The sequence below is a fragment of the Paenibacillus sp. GCM10023250 genome, assembly GCF_042653205.1.
Classification (GTDB): Bacteria; Bacillota; Bacilli; order Paenibacillales; family Paenibacillaceae; genus Paenibacillus_Z.
Map to the genome: position 1 here is coordinate 386,842 of NZ_JBHSHY010000001.1, position 18,948 is coordinate 405,789.

The window sequence follows — 18,948 nt, forward strand, 5'->3', positions numbered from 1 at the left end:
CGGCATTCCAAGACCCCTTCCGTTCGTACGGTCGGGGGTTCTTTTTGCGTTTCGCGCAATCTTGCAACCTTGTAAGTTTGTTGAAGGGCAGATCGATACTACGGGCCATACGACTGCGCTACACTCAGACTGACGATTGGCGCGGCGCCGTCGATGAGTGCGAGACGAATCGTGGTGATTACGCCGGCGCTATGTATGCGGAGGGGAATGGCAAGATGAATGAAGGCCGTACGGGCCAAAGGCGCCGCGCCGCGGCGGCAGCGATGATACTGACGCTTGGAATGAGCCTGCTCGCCGCGTGCACGAACGATGGCCGCGAAGACGCCGAGCACCGCGTGCTGCGGGTAGGCGTCATCGCATCCGGCGACGCGGACGAGGCCGGGCAGCGCGAAGCTTGGACCGATGCGTTCGAGCTGACGCATCCGGACATCGAGGTCAAGCTCGTGCCCGCCGTAGATCTGGACGATCTGCGCAGCCGGGAGCTTGCCGGCGACCGCAGCCGGCCGAACCGATTCGAAGCGTTGAAGCGCTTGCTCGCGGGACCCGATCCGGTGGACGCGGTGGTACTGGACGACGCGACGTATTACCGGCCATTGACGCGCGAAGGGCTGCTGACGCCTCTCGACCCGATGGTCCAGGAAGACGGATTCGACCTGGACGATTACGTGCCGAGCGTCGTCGAGGCGCTGCGCGATACGGACGATCGCCAGCTGTATGCGCTGGCGTCGTCGTTCAACGCGGGCGGGTTGTATGTCAACAAGTCGCTGTTCGCCGCTGCGGGGGTGGCGCCTCCGACCGAAGCGTCGACCTGGCCGGACGTGATGACGCTGGCCAAGCGAATCGCGAGCGGCAGCGGAGACGGACGGATATTCGGTCTTTCCTTCGACCGCTGGAATGCCGACCCGTTCGCCGACGCCCGGCTGTACGCGATGATGCTGCAGCTGAAGCTGTTCGACAAGCAGGCGTGGACAATGACCGTCGATACGCCGCAATGGAATCGCGTCTGGACGGACGTTGCCGGCCTGTATGCCGACCGAATCGTGCCGTCGCAGGAGGACTTGGCGAGCGTCTCGAACGCGAACGCGGATCTGTTCATGAGCGGCCGGGTCGCAATGGCGGTCGGCGGGTACGAATATTTGAGCGACTTGCTGGCTGCGAAGACGTACGCGAAGGATTCGGAGCTGCGCGCGCTGGATTGGGAGGTCGTTCCGCTGCCGGCAATCCCCGAGAACCCGGATATCGGCGGCGGGTTGACGCTGAACGGCCTTATGGCGATCGGCGCCAAAGCCCGCAACCCGCGGCATGCGTGGGAGTTCATCCGGTACAACAACAGCCTGGAAGTGTCGAAGCTCGGCGCACGAAGCACGTACCGGATGCCGGCCCGCAAGTCGCTGATCAAGCCCCGGGACGGCGCGAGCTACGATCCTGGCGTCCGGACGCGTACGCGAACGACCGCTACTTCGGCGGCGGTTGGGGCGGTTGAGCCCCCCCTTCCCCTAACCGCGATGGCCCTTCACGCCGAGCCTGTCAGCACATTTGGATGATAACCGAAAAAAAGCCATTCGTTTGAGCACGAATGGCTTTTTGCGGGATCAGCGAGTACAAAGCGGCTATTTTGGCATGCGTAAATGCGTGCTAGTTGTCGAAGCTGATCCTTTCTGCATATTCAAGCAGTGTTGATGCCGCTTCTCTGCTTATGTGTTTACCGCTCTGAGCTTTTATTTCGTTTATAAACGAAGTGAGTTTTGCTTGCTTGAGTTTTACCTTCAAGCTGTTATATATGCCAGGGTTATCTATCGCTCCGTCTGCAAGATACCCGTCAAGAAGTTTATGCATTTTGTCTATAAGAAACGCTTCCGGCTTCCATAAATAGTCTCTGGCATAGATGGTGAACAACTGGCACCAAGTATTAAAGTCGTGTCCGCCTGCAACCACGAGATTCTTATAATTCGCGTCGGTAACGTCCAACGCGGCTACTTGGGCCGGACTCGGCAATCCGAAATCATATCGCCCGGCGCCAATGAGAATATAGGGTGCCCCCAGGTTCTTCGCTTCGGGGCTGATTCGCATGCCGGCGCTGAATACGCCGTAGTATCCGAACTTCGCAGCATCATCGTTTATGATGGTTGTTGTGATCCCCCCGCCCATGGACAACCCGGCAAACGACCGATCAGCGGGTTTCTTCGACACATTATAGTTGTCTTCAATGAATGGAAGAATGATATTGTACAAATTGGGATATCCGTCTTGAGCGTTTCCAAGGTACGTAGAATCCGTCGTAACGACGATCGCGGGTTCGGTAAGGCCATCGGCGAGCAGGTTATCCATAATGTTCGGTACGCTGCCAATGTTCATCCAATCGGAGGCGTCCTGGCCGCTGCCATGTTGCAGATATATCGTTTTATACGGCTCTTCTCGCTCTTCATCATATCCGTACGGTAGATACACGCCCAGGTACCGCGTCTTGCCATTGATCAGCGTCGGGATTTCCACATAATCCCATTTCCCTGTCTTTCCATCGGTTCTAGGGTTTTCAATCTCGCGCGCCCCCATGATTTTATCCTGTTTGTCCGGATCGTATGGCACGTACACCGCGTTAAAGGAACGCCTGGCGTTTCCTGTGAGGCCATCCGGAGCGAATTTCGGCGAATTCGCGGGATCGGGCACCCAGTAGTTACGATTCCCGTCCACGTAGAACCAATATTGGTTGGCGCCGGCTGCAAGCGGTACTTCAATGACCCAATAACCGCCGTCGCGCTTCTCCATTTCCGCCTCGAACGCACCGCCGCCGCGCATCAAACCGGGCCTATACTCACGCGGCGTGTATACGTTCGTGTCTGCGGGATCGGCCCAGTTTCTCAACAGCATGTCTCCGACGAACGTCACGCGGGAAGCGTTTTCGTTCTTATAAACAAACCGTACGGTATAGCCGGTCGGCGAATCGGGATCCTTCATAACGGTCGGCCCCTCGACAAGTTCCTCGCCGGACGCGAACCCCTGCTGCTTCGAGACCGGATTCTTATCGGCCTGCGCCGTCACGGGCAAAACCAAGACCATCGCCAATACGAGTACCAAAGCCGTGATTCCGATGCTTTTCATTATCTACTCTCCTTCATGATTTTACTTTTCTGTGAATGTGTTTCAGGCGCTACAATCGACCCGTTAAGCAGTCCAATGGAACCACCTCCCCTCAATCGGGTTGCATCCCCCCACGGTTCATCGGGATGCCGAACGCATGGTCGCCGTTCGGGTGATGCCAGCCGCGCGGGTCACCCCTTCACGCCGCCAGCCGTCATGCCCTCGATGAAATATTTCTGAAAGAATAGGAATACGGCTAGAATCGGCAGGATTGCGAGCACCGCGCCGGATATCAGCATGTCGAAGTTATTGCCGTACGGCGTGAGCAGCGTGGCCAGCCCGATCGGGATCGTGAGCTGTTCGTTGGTGCGGAGCACAATGAGCGGCCACAGGAAATTGTTCCAACTGAAGAGGGCTTGCAATATGGCCATCGAAGAGAAGGCCGGCATCATCAAGGGCATCATGATCCGGAAGAACGTGCCCAGCTCCGTACAGCCGTCCACGCGTCCGGCATCCAGAAAGTCCCGCGGCAGTCCGGCGGCGTACTGCCGGAAGAAGAAGATCGGCAGCGGCGCCACCACGAATGGCAGAATGATCCCCCATATGCTGTTGATCAGCTTGAGCGCGATCGACAGCTTATAGAGCGGAAGAATGATGATTTCGATCGGGATCATCGTCATGACAAGCACGAGTACGAAGACCAGGTTGCGAAAGCGGAATTGGTACACGGCGAGCCCGTACCCGACCATCGACGACAGCAGGAGGCACAGCGCGGTAAATACGGCTGTGATCAGCAAGCTGTTCCAATACCAGGTCAAATAGAGCGATTCGCCGCTGAACAAGTAGGCATAGTTCTTGAGCGAGAACAGATCGGGATCAATCTTCAGATTCAGCCCGAAGCGCATCAATTCCTGGGCAGGCTTGAAGGATGCAATGATCAGCGTGACGATCGGAAACACCGCGAACGCGCCGAACACGGTGAATAGCAGCACCAGCAGCGCGGTAATCGCCGGCCGTTTGCGTTTATTACGGCTGTCCACCGTTCATTCCTCCTTTCGGAACATGCCGAACAGCTTCAGCTGCACGATAGTAATCGCAAAGGTAAGCAGGAGAAGCACGATGCCGACGGCCGAACCGAGACCGAGATTATTCTGTTCGAGGCCGTTGCGGTACAAGTACCCGACGATCGTCAGGCCGATATCGTTCGGCGAACGGTTCCCCGCCCACAGCATGTAGCTTTCGGTGAACATGGAGAAGCCGCCGTAAATGCTGATCGTGAACACGTAGATGCTGATCGGCTTCAGCAGGGGCAGTGTAATGCGGCTGAATTTGTTCCAAGTATTGGCCCCATCGATCTCCGCGGATTCATACAGCTCCTTCGGAATGTTCTGCAGACCCGCCATGAAATAGAGCAGGTTCACGCCGATCCACCGCCAGCAGGCCAGCAGCACGAGCGCAAACATCGCCAGTCCTTCCTGGCGCAGCCATTGCTGCGGTTCAAATCCGAGCGTTACAGCGACGGTATTCATCAGCGAACCTTCCAGTTCGCCGAACGCCAGACGGAATACGGTACCGGCTACCACGACCGAGGTGAGCGCCGGGATGAACAGCGTCGAGCGGAAGAAGCTCCGGAGCGCCATCGCTTTCGAATTCAAGAAGACGGCGAGCACGAGCGGCAGCGGAATGAGGATGAGCAAGGTATAGAGCGTATATTTGCTGCTGTTGACGATCGCCTTCCAGAACGTCGGGTTCCACAGCTTTTCATAGTTATCGAGCCCGATGTATTCGACCTGGCCGGGCAGCACCTGTTGGAAGCTCATATTCACCGAGGAAAGAACCGGATAGACGAAAAATAGGGCAAACGAGACGAGAAATGGGAGAACGAACAACCACGGGGCGATTTTCTGCGAATACAGAATGCCGGTTAATTTGCGTCTATTACCCCCACCCGCCTTGGCAGCCGTTGCCGGGGAAATCTCCATCAGAGGTCCGCCTTTCGTATTCCGGCACCGCCAGCTCAGACATGAGCCGCGCGGCGCCGGACGTTATGCTATTTCAGTTGATCCGCCGCTTCGGACAACACCTTGCCGACATCTTCGTTATCCTGGAGAATGCGCGTAATCACGCTGGTCCTGAAAGCATCCGATATCGTCGGCGTTTTCTCGTTGATGATGACGCCTTCGATCTCGCTCTTCACTTGCGTCAGGACGTCGAAAATGTCAGGCCCGAAATAGTCCGTGAATTTGTTCGGCTCCTTCAGCTCCGGCGCATCCCAGACATCCGTACGCAGCGGGTCGAATCCGAGCTGCCTCCAGATCTCGATATTGCCTTCCCGCGAGAGCTTGGCGTAGGCCAGGAACGCCTTCGCCGCCTCCTGGTTTTTGGACGCTTTGGTCACCGCCGTACCGGTGCCGCCCATCCCGGCGGAACGGGGCTCGCCCGGGTTCCAGACCGGCATCGGCTTAATGACGATCTTGCCTTTGAGGTCCGGCATATAGTCGGTGAAGCGTCCCATGTACCACATCGGCATCCAGACGGAAGCGGCTCCGCCGGCGTTCATCATGCCGTAATACTCTTCCGCGTGATGGTTCCCTCCGGGCGCCTGAATCGCGATTTTGGATTTGATCAGGTTCTGCTGCCAGGTCAACGGTCCTGAGACGACGGCGTTCGTGATGTTCAACTGTCCGTCTGCGGTCTGAAAGTCATCCGCTCCAGGAGCTTGCGACACCTGAGGCCAGAGAGACCACAGGTCGGATGTCTCGAGCGTCGTCATCGGAACGCCGGCGGCATCGCGCACTTTTTTGCCCGCCGCTTCATAATCGGCCCACGTCACGATGTCATCCGGATTGACGCCGGCTTTGTCTAGAATCTCTTTGTTGTAGTAGATGACCGCGGCTCCGACATGGAAGTCGATGCCGTAGTAGTTACCGTCCTTCGCGTAGTTGTCCATTCGGGATTTGACCAGGTTGTTGATTTCGGGTTCGATGATGTCGTTGAGAGGAACGAGTTGGGGTTCGCCTTTGAGGAAGTTCGGAAACTTGTTGATCTCGATATCGGCCAGATCAGGCGCTCCGGTGCCCGATTGCAGGGCAACGAGCAATTTGTTGTGCATGTCGTCATACGGGTAGACGTTGACGGTCAGATCGATTTGCTTGTCCGGATTGGCTTCGTTCCAACGCTTGGCCATGTCGTCATAAAACGTCTTATGCAGTTCTTGGAACGTCCACATTTCCAGCTTGGCCGCTCCGTCCGGCGGACTTCCGGAATCGGAAGCCGCGTTTTCCGGGCTGCCGCCGTTTGTGCATGCGGCTAATGCCATGACGAGCGCGACCATCAGAGACAACCATACGAGCACCTGCTTTTTCACATCGTATCCCCCTCGATAATTAGGTTGGTACGCTTGCTCCCGTTCGGGATCAAGCCGGAGCTGCCGCGGCGGACTGACCGGATGTTATTTGCTTTAGTAAAACCTAAATCATTACGGTTTCATCATAAATATTCGCCTTTAACTTTGTCAATACCTAAATAAAAGCGCTTACTAAGCAGGTTTAATTTAGTCTTAATTAAACTAAACGCACTCCAATGCACGACTTTGCTCTTCTCAGCATTTTCCTTTAAGTTTATAATAGATGTAAACCATTTTGATGGTCAGGACAGGAGGCTTTCCGGTTGATTCATATCAAAGACCTTCGATCCGGTCTGAATATTTTCAAAGCCTTGAGCTCCGAAATCAGAATTGAGATTTTGGAACTGCTTGACAAGCACAACAGCCTTAATCTAAACGAAATTGCCGAGAAGCTCGGGCTGACCAACGGCGCCATCACCATGCATATCAAAAAGCTCGAGGACAGCGGCCTCATCGATATCACGACGGCGGTCGGCAAGCACGGACTTCAGAAGATCTGTTATCTGAACGAGGACATGCTCACCGTTGAGCTGCACCATGAAGGCGCAGGCAAGAATCTGTACGAAGTCGAAATCAAGGTCGGCCATTACACGGATTACCGGGTAGAACCGACATGCGGCCTGGCGACCGAAGACAGTATCATTGGGGAATTCGACAATCCCAGCTATTTTGCGGATCCCGAGCGCATCAACGCCGGAATCGTCTGGTTAACGCGAGGTTACCTGGAGTACCGGATCCCGAACTATCTGAAGCCGCGGCAGCGGTTCAGCGAGCTGCAATTCATTATGGAGCTCGGCTCTGAAGCGCCGTGTTACAATAACGACTATCCCTCCGACATCGTCTTCTCCGTCAACAATAAAGAAGTCTGCATCTGGACGTCGCCCGGCGATTTCGGCGATGAGAGAGGCAAAGTCGCGCCCAATTGGTGGCCGCCCCAGTTGAACCAATATGGCCTGTTGAAAATGGTTCGCATCAATGAGAACGGCACGTTCATCGACGGCGTCCGGGTATCCGGCACGACGATCCATGACATCGAGCTCGAACAGAACTCCGATATTCGGTTCCGGATCGGCGTCTGCGAAACCGGACAAATAGGCGGGCTGACGATCTACGGCTCGCACTTTGGAAACTACAAGCAGGATTTGATCGCCAGGGTCATTTATGACGTAATCGAGTGACCATCGCAAGCTTACGCGTCTTACGAATTGTTCACTCCGCCTCCAGAGACTCCCCCCTATCCCCCAAGCCGCTTGAACCTGACGTTTGTCCCCCTTCCTCAGGCGCGCAGCGCGACATCCCCCTTATCCGGCCAGCCGAAGTTACGATCTGCGCCTAGTCCGAAATGTTATGTAAGCGTTACCCATTCACTATGCAAAGGAGAGATGAGCATGTTCCCCCCTTTATACGAAATTAGAAAAGCGACCACTCGACAATTCACGACCTTCGATCCCGTCACCAAGAGCAAAACGGTGAGAATCACGCCCGGTGAGCCTCCACGCACGATCGTGAATAGCGACAAGCCTGGCATCATCAGCCGAATGTGGCTGACCTTTCCCGGATGGTTCTGGCGGCATTGGGATACGCAGGCCGAGAACGATACGTCTACCTTGAAGAAGCTCATCCTCCGCATCTATTGGGACGGCGAGACCGAGCCATCCGTCGAATGTCCGGTCGGCGACTTCTTCGGCATCGGGCATTGCGAATTCCGGCACTACGTCTCCCGGTATCTCGGCATGTCGAGCGGAGGCTTCTATTCCTACTTCCCGATGCCGTATAATCAGGTGCGCATCGAGCTCGAGAACTTGCATGAGCACATTCCGCTCGATGTTTTCTTTAACGCCAACTACGAGGAATACCCCGAACCGCCGGCTGAATCCGGGCGGTTCCATTGCCTCTTCCGGACGGCCCGCCTCGCAGGCAATGCCCCGCTTCCATTGGTCGACATTCAAGGCCGCGGCCATTACATCGGATGCTGCCTGTCCATGCAGGGGGAGGAACTCAACTACTTGTCTTACCTGGAAGCGCCGGAATATATGTTCATCGACACGGAAGACCGCATGAACCCGACGATCGTCGGCACCGGACTCGAAGATTATTTTAATGGCGGCTGGTACTTCAGGGACGGCGAATTCTACGCGGAACTGCACGGCGTGCCGCTCAAGGATACGCTGCGTTCGATGATCAGCATGTACCGGTTCCACGAACGCGACGCCATCGCGTTCGACAAAAGCCTCAGCATCTCGTTCGTGAACCCCTGGGAGTCGCAGCACCTGAAGCCTTACTGGTATGCTTCGACCGCCTACTGGTATCAGGATCGGGCGGCAGCGCTTCCCGAGAAGCTTCCCGTCGACCAGCTGATGAGCATGTACAGACGACGCGACACGGACCATCAGTCCTATCCTTAAGCGAACTCTGAATCTCGTAAGAGGGATCAGATGGTTGATCCTTCTCCCCGCTCCAACACGCGCATAGCAGCCCTCAGCATCACGAGGCCGCCAGAACTCACTGGCGGCCTCGTTTTTTCTTTAGTCCCCATCAGAGCGTTTCGATGGATAAATCAACCAATTCGGGGCAACGTAACCTCATCATTGTTTTTACGGGGTTGCCAAAGGAGATCTTTGTTATGAAATTTCGAAAACATTCTTCCAGCGCAGCGATGGAAGCCGCTCACCATCCGAATACCGACTACAATTTTCCCATTGACCCGACACTATCCGTAAACGAACAACGTCTAAGAACCATCTTCGAGGATTGCTCCGACGTCGCGTTCCACTGTCTTCCAATGCCCATGCAGAGCGACACGCTCGCCGTCTATATCATCGGCTTGCCCGATACGAAACATCTCGACGCCTTGTTTTTGAATCAGCTGAACGCCGGCCGTTCGAGGGAGCCGCTTACCTCCGATCGGCCGGAGGGAGCTGAACCGTTTTTTCAACAGAGGCTTGTTCCGGTGAGCATGTCTAGAAAAGTGGAATCGATCGATGAAGCCGTCGACGCCGTGTTGGCGGGCGAAGTCGTTTTTTTATTCGATGGCGCATCCCATGGACTAGCCGCGAGCGTACCGGAATCGGAAGGCAGAGCGATTGAGGATCCGCCATCGGAGCCGGCCATTCGCGGCCCTCGCGAAGGTTTCGTAGAACGTTTGGTGACGAATACCAGCCTGCTGCGCAGGCGGCTTCGGAACACGCATTTAAAAATCGAAACGTACGCGATCGGCACGCTTTCCCGTACGGAGGTAGCGCTCGTTTATTTAAAAGCGATTGCGGAAGAGGACCTGCTCCAAGAGGTCCGCAGCCGGCTCCAACGTATCCGAATCGACGGCGTGCTGGAGTCCGGGTATATCGAAGAATTCATAACGGATACCCCGATTTCGCCATTTCCCCAAATCCAGAACACCGAGCGTCCCGACGTCGTAATCGGGAGTCTTCTCGAAGGCAAAGTCGCTCTATTAACCGAGGGAACGCCCGTGGCATTGGTGCTGCCGATGACCTTTTGGACCGGATTGCAGGCAAGCGAGGACTATTACGAACGATCGATGATCGCGACACCTATTCGTTGGCTCCGCATTTTATTTACGACCGTTTCCTTGTTTCTGCCCTCTTTGTACGTTTCCTTGGTCAGCTACGACCATCCGGCTTTACCGACCAACCTCCTCCTGAGCATCGCGTCATCGCAGCGTCTCTCCCCTTTCCCCGCGATTATCGAAATGCTTCTGATGGAGGTTACGTTTGAAGCCTTGCGCGAGGCGGGCGTCCGGCTCCCGAAAGGCGTCGGCTCCGCCGTTACCATCGTCGGCGGAATCGTCATAGGACAAGCCGCTGTTCAGGCCGGCTTTATATCGGCTCCGGTTGTCATCGTCGTGGCCACGACCGGAATCGCGTCGTTCATCATACCCCGGTATAATTTCGGCCTTGCGTTTCGCTTGTTGCGGTTCCCGTTGTTACTGCTGGCTGGTTTTATGGGCTTTTTTGGATTAATGATCGGCATACTCGCCATCATGATCCATTTGGCTTCGCTGCGCTCGTTCGGCTTGCCGTATCTGTATCCGGTGGCACCGCTGTCGATGGAAGGATTGAAGGATGTGTTCGTTCGTAAAGCGTGGTTCAACATGGGCTCGCGGCCAAGGCCGGCCGCCGCGCGGAACCGCTTAAGAATCCCGCCGGGGAAGCAGCCCGATACTCGCAATCAAGACGATTAAAACGCGGAGGCACAGATGATCGGAACAGAGAAGATCTCGCAGTGGCAATTTATCATCATCCTGAGCGTGTCAGTTCTAGGGACCGAAATCTTCAATATCGCGGCTTTTCCCGCGCAATTTTCCAAGCAGGATGCTTGGATGTCCATTCTGATCGCACCAGTCTCCAGCCTATGGTGCATCCTGGTGACAACGGCGCTCGCCGCTCGTTACCCGAACATGACGATTATCGAGTACAGCAGATCGATTCTAGGGAAATGGCTCAGTATCTTAGTCGAGCTCTATTATTTATGCCTGTTATTTGTATACACAAGCGTCATAGCGAAAGTCATCGTGGATCTCATCTCCTTGATTTCTCACCCGCTCACCCCCCACATCGTGCTCTTGCTCATGCTTTTCGCCATTTGCGGAATAGCGGCGTGGTGCGGGATCGGTGTCATCGGCCGATGCGGCGAAATGATCTTTCCGGTTATGATCGTCATCGCTTGCTCGATCTTCTTTTTGACGATCCGCGACTGGAATGCCATGTATCTTCGCCCGGTCGCCGAACATGATCTGGTGTCCATCCTGCGCGGAGCTTCGGTCCCCAGCGGTTGGCTGGGCGAAGTCATGCTGATCGGGTTTTTGATCCCCTTCCTGAATCAACCCGAACAAGCGCGTAAAGCTTCGTTCTATACAACGATCATTATTACGCTCTTCATGTTGAAAACGGTACTCGAATGCACGCTGGTCGAAGGCCCGCTCGTATCCGAATTTCCGTTCCCCTATGCGGCCGTAATCCGCTACATCAGCTTAGGCGATGTACTTGAACGGATCGATCCCGTTTTTCTGCCGATTTGGGTTTCCGTGGGCTTTTTAAAATTGGCTACTTTTTTATTCGTGACCTGTCTTTGCGTGAGCCGGATGTTTAAGGTCAAGAATCAACGCTCGGTGTCCCTGCCCGTTATGCTGATCGTTTTTGTCGGCGCTCTATGGACGATGAAGAGTTCCCCTGGGATGGATGCGATTTTGGAGTTTTATTATTATTCGTTTCCCATCGCCAGCTTTATTGGAGCCAATCTAATTCCGACGATGTTACTAGGGATCGCTTGGATCCGTTCAAGCTGGAGGATGGAACACAATGTATAGACGCCTAATCGTCATCTTGGTCATGGTCTGCTTACTTGCGGCGACCGGCTGCTGGGATCGGAGAGAGGTTAAAAATCTGGCGATCGTGACCGCAACCGGCCTGGACCTCAATCCAGACGGCTCTTTGACGCAGAGCGTCCAAATCGCGATCCCTTCGCCGGTGCAATCCAGCGGAGGCGGCAGCCGCCAAAAAACATTTTTCGTTCTAAGCGCAAAAGGAAAGACGCTCGCGGATTCCCGGCAACAATTACAACAAAAAATTCATCTCAAGCTCTACTATTCGCATCGGAGGGTGATCATCATCGGCGAACGTATGGCGCGGCATGGATTGGAACAGGTTCTTGACAGCTTTCATCGCGAAATCGATATGCGAATGCGAAATATGGTGTTCGTCGCGAAAGGAACGGATGCGGCGACGATCTTGAATTGTCCGGTAACGCTCGAATCTATCCCTGCGGATCAATTTCAAGATCTGCATATGCAGCCGTCCGGAACCGCTACAACGATCATGAACTTCGACGCGACTGCCGCATCGGAAGGAATCGTGCCGATCATGGGGGCTTTCGAGGCGAGTCAAGACCAAGCGTCCAACCGATCGGGAGCTTCGGCAACGGCAAGCTCCGAACCGCGCATTAAGTTGTACGGCGTCGGCATATTCAAGCATCTCAAGCTGATCGGTTATTTTAACGATGCCGAAACCCGTGCCATGAACTGGGCTACAGAGAATATGAAGGATGCTTATCTGACCGCGTACGTCCCGCAAGGACAAGGGAACGTCAGCGTGCATGTTCTCTCGTCCAAGCACGTCATTCGCCCGGAAATCGTCGGCAACGACATCCGCATGACTGTGAACGTTCAGAGCGATTGCGAGCTGACCGAAAACGGCACCAACCTGGATTTCACTCAACCCGCCAACGTAAAGCTCGTGAATACGCTGCTGTCCAATCAGGTGAATAGCGCGGTCGACAAGGCGGTCAAGAAAAGCCAGCTGTTCTATAAGTCCGACGTGTTTGGATTCGGCCGTATCCTTCATGCCACGCATCCTCGGGAGTGGAGACGACTATCCTCGTCCTGGGCAGACCTCTATCCGCAAATCAAAATCACGACGCAGGCGAATATCTCCGTCATCGGAACGGGGTTCGCAAAGAAGCCCCTGCATCGAAACGTTCTTACGAGAGAAGGCGCATAATGCAAATTTTGAACGTATGCTTATTTCTAGCGCTCGTGTCCGCCGTGTCGATTATCCAAGTTCGCTCTCTATTCCGTAAACGTGAACGGTCGGCGGCCATCGTCTATCTTGGACTTATGTCCGCTGCAGTCCTGATGTACGCGATTGTCATCTTGAGCAAGAAGCTCCCCTTTAGTCCCTTGAGTATTTTAACGCTTCCTTTCGAACAGATCGGGAAGTTTCTCATCCGTTCCTAACCTGACATCGCTGCCGACGGCCGATCGTTCCATGATCGCTTCGGGAAGACGCTCTCTTGTTCAGCGCCAAACGCAACGTGAACGGCGGGTGCCGTGCCCCGCTCGGAAGTCCGCTCATATCCTACAGTGAATGCCTATGGCAGACATCGACCTAAGGAGCTGAAGGACATTTGAGAATTGCGCAAATCTCGACGAACACGATTTCCGTTCCGCCGAAGAAGTACGGAGGAACGCAGCGCGACGTGCATTATTTGACAGAGGAGCTGGTCAGGCGGGGGCACGAGGTGTTCCTGTTCGCCAAGAAAGGCTCGACGTCGAACGCGACCCAAACGTTCGAGTACGACTCGAACGATCGGACCAAGCAGTTGGACTTCATCATCCGGAACATGCCGCCGGACATCGACATCATCCATGACCATTACGGCATCGTGGCCAAGGCGAATCCGCCGATCCCGACCATCTGCCAGTCCCATTCCAAGTGGATACGATCGAACGTGCAGATTAGAGTCTACGTGAGCAAATTCATTTTGCGGAAGTACGGCAAGGGGAAGGGCTACGCCGTCTACAACGGCATGCGCATGGACGATTACACGTTCAAGAAGAAGAAGCAGAAATATTTGCTCTTCCTCGGCAGATTAATCAAAGAGAAAGGCGTCCACCTGGCCATCAAGGTGGCCAAGAAGACGGGCCGCAAGCTTATCATCGCCGGCACGCTGAACGACCGGAAGTACTATAACGCCAAGATCAAACCGCATCTGGGCAAAAAAATCCGTTACGTCGGCGCCGTCGGCGGCGCCCGCAAGCGCAGGCTGCTGGCCAACGCGCACTGCGTCCTGTTCACGTCGACCTGGGATGAGCCGTTCGGGCTCGTCCTCGTCGAAGCGATGGCGAGCGGCACGCCCGTGCTCGGCTTCCGCCGCGGCGCCGTGCCCGAGGTGCTGCGCGGCATGCCGCGGCTCGTGTGCAACACGACGACCGGCATGGCGGCGAAAGTTCGCAATCGCCATCGGCTCCCCAGCGCCCGCAGGCTCCGGCGGTATGCCCGGACTCGTTACTCCGAACAGAACATGACGAACGCATTTCTGAAGCTGTATCGGAGAGTCCTCAACAAGAAGCTCTATAAAATCAAGAAAAACACGCTATGGAACCGGCGCAAAGCTAAATTGGGGATGAATCGGAAATGATTACCGTGATCGCGTGCACGATACGGTCGTCGTATATCGACAATGTGTTTAATAATTACGATCGCCAGCGCTGGAAGAACAAAAAAATGATTATCGTCCTAAACAATGACAACATGGACATCGAAGTCTACAAGGAGCGGGCAAGCCAATATCCGCCGGGCGAAATCACGGTCTATCAGCTGCCGCAGAAATACCGGCTCGGAAAATGCCTGAATTATGCGATCAAGCGGGCGGACAACGGCCTCATCGCCAAGTTCGACGACGACGATTACTACGGCCCGAAGTTTCTGCGGGAAGCTGCGCGCGCAATCAAGCACGGCAGAGCCCCCATCGTCGGCAAGCACACGGCTTACCTCTACTTCAAAGCTAAACGAGCGTTGATGGTATTTCGTAGAGGCGGCGAATGGAAATACAAGCGCCATCTCAAAGGCGGATCGTTTGTGTTTCGCAAATCGGTTTGGCGGCGGGTCAAGTTTCCCGCGAACCGGAAAGCCGGTACGGATTCAAGGTGGCTCTCTCGCTGCCTTCGGCGGGGCTTTCGCGCCTTTTCCGTTTCCAAACGGCACTATGTCTGCATCCGCCGAAAAAATTGGAACAGCCATACTCAAAAGAAGAGTACGCGTTCGTACATGCGGCGATGCAGGCTCGTACGCCGAACAACGAAATTCCAACGTTATGTCAATTAGCAGCCGTCGCAGCCGTGCGCCGCTCGATATGAGCGTATCCTATCCGAGATGAACAAAGGCTGCCGGTCGTATTGGAAAAAGCACCTCCGATCGTTAGCGCTACCCTAACGATCGGAGGTGCGATTCACTTAGCCGGCTGCCTGTTAATTCACATGATTGAACTGCGGCAGATACGCCCGGTTGGCTTCGAACATCTCGTCGACCATGGATTTGATCTCGCTCAAGCTAAGCACGGCCGACGTCAAGGGATCGAAGCATACCGCATGGAAGATCTTCCTCGGATCCCCGGTCAGGGCGCCTTCGACGGCCATCTCCTCGCATCTCGCGCTAATATTCGTCAAGGTCGCCAGTTGGGCCGGCAGCGCACCCACGTGAATGGGCTCGAGTCCTTTTTTGGATGCCAATACGGGGACCTCGACGCAGCAGCCGTCCGGCAAGTTATCGATCAGGTTCGTATTGCGGACATTGCCGTTAAACTTGAATAACGTCCCGTCCCCGATCGTGGCATTGAAGATCGAAGCAGCATACTCCTCGCCCCTCTTCAAATCGATGGGGGCGTCCGTCCAGCGCTGCATCTGCGCTCTCCAGTCGCTCTGCCGCTTCTCGTAGCCTTTGACGATATACGCGTATTCGCCGGGATTCCAGCCCGTTCCGTGCGTGCAGTATTTCTCGATCAAATCGGGCCGCTTGCGGAACCAGGCGTTGTACTCCGAGTTATGGCCGCTGGATTCGGTCACGTAATAGTCGAGATGAAGAAACATTTCGTTTCTGACTTGCTCCTCATTATAAATCTTGGGATCGTTCATCGCCTCCCGAATGAGCGGATAGGCGTCTTGGCCGTTCCACCGAAAGTCCAAATAAAACGCCTGATGGTTAATGCCCGCGCACAGATAAGTAATCTCATCCTTCGGCGCGCCGATCCATCTAGCCAGCATGGCGGCCGTCCCTTGAACGCTATGGCACAGCCCCGTCACGGTGACGTTCGTCTCGCTCTGCACCGCTCTGCACAACATTGCCATCGGATTCGTATAGTTCAGCACGATGGCTTGCGGGCAATACCGCTCGATATCGCGGCAGATGTCCAGCATGACCGGGATCGTCCGCAGCGCCCGGAAGATGCCCGACGGGCCCCGGGTATCGCCGACATTGATATCGACGCCGTATTTCTTGGGGATTTCGATATCTTTGCGCCATACGTCCAGTCCGCCGGCCAGAATCGTGCATACGACCCCGTCCGCTCCGGGCAGCGCTTCCTTTCTGTCCGTATGCGCTTCCACTTGCGCGCGATATTGACCGGCGGCGATTATCTTCTCCACCGTCTTCTTCGCGTAGCCGAGACGCTCTTCGTCAATATCGACCAGCGCGATCGTACACGCCTCGAACGCGGGAAACGTAAGCAGATCGCGAACGAGATTTTTGGTGAAGACGAGACTGCCCGCTCCGATAAAAACGATTTTTTTCATGATCGATCCTCCCTTGGGATAACGTAGCTAATGCCGGCAGGACGCCGGGTCATCCTTTGATGCCCGTCGTGGATATCCCTTGAATAAAGGTACGCTGGGCGAAGAAAAACAGAACGATGATCGGCAGCGTCGCGACGGTCGAAGCCGCCATCAGCATCCCCCACCGGGTGCCGTACTGACCGATGAATTGCTGCAGGCCAAGCGAAACCGTGAACTTCGTCTCATCGCTCAAATAAATCAACGGCCCCATAAAATCGTTCCAGTTGTTGATGAACGTGAATAACGCCACCGTCGCGAGCGCGGGCTTGGCCAGAGGAAGAATGATTTGCCAGAACGTCCGGAATTCCGAGCAGCCGTCAATCTTCGCCGCCTCGGATAATTCGTGCGGGATCGTCAGGAAGAATTGCCTCAGCAAGAAGATGAAGAACGCCCCGCCGAAAAAAGCCGGTATGATGAGCGGCTTGAAGGTACCCACCCACCCGATTTTCTTGAACAGCACGAAGATCGGAATCATCGTCACCTGGGAGGGCAGCATCATGGTGCTGAGCATGACGATGAACAGCGCATTGCGCCCCGGCCATTGGATTCTGGCGAATCCGTAAGCGACCAGCGCCGAGGACGCGCATGTGCCGGCCATGGCCCAGATACAAATCGTCAGCGTGTTGGTGACATACTTGCCGAACGGCACGAACGTCAGCGCTTCCGGGAAGTTGGACCATAAGTATCGATCCGGAATCCACTCCGGCGGCCAGACGAAGATCTGCGCTTCCGGTTTCAAGGCGGTAGACAGCATCCATACGAACGGAAATAGAAACGATAGGCCGAGCACGATCAAGCTGATATGGGTGATGAGATGCGCGATAGCTCCCCTGCTCCGCTTGCTGATACGATTCGACCCTTCCGCTCTGACCGCTAGCATGCGATCACTCCTTTCACGACATCCGCGAATCGGGCGGAAGGAAGCTGCTTCCTTCCGCCCGGCTTCGGAACGTTATTTTTCTTTGGCGATCTCGGCTTCGACTTCCTTCTGCAGGTTCTCCAGCGCTTCCCGCGGATCCTTGTTCGCGGTCATGACGGATTCCTCTGCTTTCGCCGCCCGGTCCCAATAATACTGCTGCACCGGAATGACGGGCGTAATCTGCGCATTGGGGCTTCCGAGCAGCTCGACGAACGTTTTCCTGGCCGGAATTTCATTGATGAAGTCCTGGTACGCCTGTTTCTCCGTAATGAGGGGCGAGGGCGGAATCCAGCCGCCTTTGGTCAGCATGCGGGCAGCCCAGTCTTCGTTATGGTAGCCGGTCAGCCACAGGATGAATTCCCACGCTTCCTTCGGATGTTTGGCCTTCTCGGGAATGATGTTGAAATTCCCGTTTACCCAGGTCGCATTTTCCTTGCCCGATCCTTCGGGGTAGGGGAGCGGCATAATGCCGTACTTCAGATCCGGCGCGTAGTTTTTCAAGTCTTCAAGCCGCCACATCCCGTCCATGGCGAAAACCTGCTTGCCGCTTAGGAACGGCCATGCCGAATTCACGTTGGACGACATGCTCTTGTTAAAGGCGGCGACTTTCTTCGGATCGAACTTCTTGGCATAGGATTGGAACCATTCCAGCGTCTTCAAGTTGTTCGGATCGGTTGCCGTCGGGTTGCCATCCGGATCCGCCCATTTCCCGCCGAACGACGGGGTCCACATCGTAAGACCGCTCGGCATGTAGCCGACGCGCTGTATGAATCCGCGGCTGTCCGTCTGCCACAATTTGTCCTGCATCGCGTCAAGCTCTTCGATCGTCTTCGGCGGCTTCTCCGGATCGAATCCTGCTTCCGTCAGAATCTCCTTGTTGTAGTACATGGCAAACGAATTCATGGAGAATGGAATCGCATACATATGTCCGTCGTATTTGCCGATGTCTCTTACGGTCGGATACATCCAAGCTTCCATATCCGGCGCGTCCGCTTGGATATAGGGGTCGAGCGAGGCAATAGCCCCCTTCTTCGCCCACGACGGAATGATCTGATTCCACTGCGTCATGACATCCGGCGGGTCGCCTCCGGCTTGCGCGGTGAGAAATTTGGCGTTGGCATCCCCGGTAATGGACAGCGCGTTCACATGGATGCCCGGATGCGACTTGTTAAATTCATCGACAAGACTATCGATCAGTTTCTTCCAATCGCTCGTCCACATATGCCAATATGTAACTTCAACGACCTTGCCGTCCCCTGTGCTCCCGGCATCGGCAGCTTGGTTGTCGGCGGCGCCGGTAGCGTTCGGTTCGCCCTCCGCGGCCGAGTTCGTGCCGGACGAAGAGCAGGCGGCTATACTGGCGGACAGGGCGGCAATAAGCGAAGCGGCGATCCATCTATTGCGTTTCATCGATCTACACCTCCG

The 18,948-nt window shown here is 55.3% G+C and carries 15 protein-coding genes; 8 read left to right on the top strand and 7 right to left on the bottom strand.

Annotated features, from left to right (window positions below):
- The first annotated feature begins 215 nt into the window (after nt 1–215).
- Nucleotides 216–1,544 carry an ABC transporter substrate-binding protein gene (locus ACFPB1_RS01790; RefSeq protein ID WP_379221232.1) on the top strand — a complete coding sequence of 443 codons (1,329 nt, stop codon included), beginning with the start codon at nt 216–218 and terminating at the stop codon, nt 1,542–1,544.
- Nucleotides 1,545–1,635: 91 nt separating this feature from the next.
- On the opposite strand, the gene ACFPB1_RS01795 is transcribed toward ACFPB1_RS01790, so the two are convergent.
- The 4 genes from ACFPB1_RS01795 to ACFPB1_RS01810 form a co-directional block, all read right to left on the bottom strand.
- Nucleotides 1,636–3,099: an alpha/beta hydrolase-fold protein gene (locus ACFPB1_RS01795; RefSeq protein ID WP_379221234.1), complete on the bottom strand. Its 1,464-nt coding sequence runs from the start codon at nt 3,097–3,099 to the stop codon at nt 1,636–1,638.
- A gap of 170 nt (nt 3,100–3,269) precedes the next feature.
- A complete protein-coding gene (locus ACFPB1_RS01800) occupies nt 3,270–4,118 on the bottom strand; it encodes a carbohydrate ABC transporter permease (protein ID WP_379221236.1) in 849 nt (282 codons plus the stop codon).
- 3 nt (nt 4,119–4,121) lie between these two features.
- On the bottom strand, nt 4,122–5,060 hold the full coding sequence (locus ACFPB1_RS01805; RefSeq protein WP_379221238.1) for a carbohydrate ABC transporter permease: 939 nt from the start codon (nt 5,058–5,060) through the stop codon (nt 4,122–4,124).
- 68 nt (nt 5,061–5,128) lie between these two features.
- Complete coding sequence (locus ACFPB1_RS01810; protein ID WP_379221241.1) at nt 5,129–6,445, bottom strand: ABC transporter substrate-binding protein; 1,317 nt, start codon at nt 6,443–6,445, stop codon at nt 5,129–5,131.
- A 302-nt stretch (nt 6,446–6,747) separates the two neighbouring features.
- On the opposite strand from ACFPB1_RS01810, the gene ACFPB1_RS01815 reads away from it, so the two are divergent.
- From ACFPB1_RS01815 to ACFPB1_RS01845, 7 genes are all read left to right on the top strand, one after another.
- A complete protein-coding gene (locus ACFPB1_RS01815) occupies nt 6,748–7,662 on the top strand; it encodes an ArsR/SmtB family transcription factor (RefSeq protein WP_379221243.1) in 915 nt (304 codons plus the stop codon).
- A gap of 210 nt (nt 7,663–7,872) precedes the next feature.
- Nucleotides 7,873–8,889, top strand: coding sequence for a glycoside hydrolase family 172 protein (locus ACFPB1_RS01820; protein WP_379221245.1), 1,017 nt, complete (start codon nt 7,873–7,875; stop codon nt 8,887–8,889).
- Nucleotides 8,890–9,107: 218 nt separating this feature from the next.
- Complete coding sequence (locus ACFPB1_RS01825; protein ID WP_379221247.1) at nt 9,108–10,682, top strand: spore germination protein; 1,575 nt, start codon at nt 9,108–9,110, stop codon at nt 10,680–10,682.
- A 15-nt stretch (nt 10,683–10,697) separates the two neighbouring features.
- Nucleotides 10,698–11,807, top strand: coding sequence for a GerAB/ArcD/ProY family transporter (locus tag ACFPB1_RS01830; RefSeq protein WP_379221249.1), 1,110 nt, complete (start codon nt 10,698–10,700; stop codon nt 11,805–11,807).
- Nucleotides 11,800–12,996, top strand: a complete 1,197-nt coding sequence (locus tag ACFPB1_RS01835) for a Ger(x)C family spore germination protein (RefSeq protein WP_379221251.1) — start codon at nt 11,800–11,802, stop codon at nt 12,994–12,996. Before ACFPB1_RS01830 ends, ACFPB1_RS01835 begins: the two co-directional genes overlap by 8 nt.
- A 406-nt stretch (nt 12,997–13,402) precedes the next feature.
- On the top strand, nt 13,403–14,416 hold the full coding sequence (locus ACFPB1_RS01840; RefSeq protein WP_379221253.1) for a glycosyltransferase: 1,014 nt from the start codon (nt 13,403–13,405) through the stop codon (nt 14,414–14,416).
- On the top strand, nt 14,413–15,102 hold the full coding sequence (locus ACFPB1_RS01845; protein WP_379221255.1) for a glycosyltransferase: 690 nt from the start codon (nt 14,413–14,415) through the stop codon (nt 15,100–15,102). Before ACFPB1_RS01840 ends, ACFPB1_RS01845 begins: the two co-directional genes overlap by 4 nt.
- 143 nt (nt 15,103–15,245) lie before the next feature.
- Here ACFPB1_RS01845 and melA read toward each other — a convergent pair whose 3' ends face one another.
- The 3 genes from melA to ACFPB1_RS01860 all read right to left on the bottom strand — a co-directional run bounded on the left by melA (nt 15,246) and on the right by ACFPB1_RS01860 (nt 18,933).
- Complete coding sequence (gene melA, locus ACFPB1_RS01850) at nt 15,246–16,565, bottom strand: alpha-galactosidase (protein WP_379221257.1); 1,320 nt, start codon at nt 16,563–16,565, stop codon at nt 15,246–15,248.
- Between the two features lie 49 nt (nt 16,566–16,614).
- A complete protein-coding gene (locus tag ACFPB1_RS01855) occupies nt 16,615–17,484 on the bottom strand; it encodes a carbohydrate ABC transporter permease (protein ID WP_379221259.1) in 870 nt (289 codons plus the stop codon).
- Nucleotides 17,485–17,556: 72 nt separating this feature from the next.
- Complete coding sequence (locus ACFPB1_RS01860; protein WP_379221261.1) at nt 17,557–18,933, bottom strand: ABC transporter substrate-binding protein; 1,377 nt, start codon at nt 18,931–18,933, stop codon at nt 17,557–17,559.
- Nucleotides 18,934–18,948 lie beyond the last annotated feature (15 nt).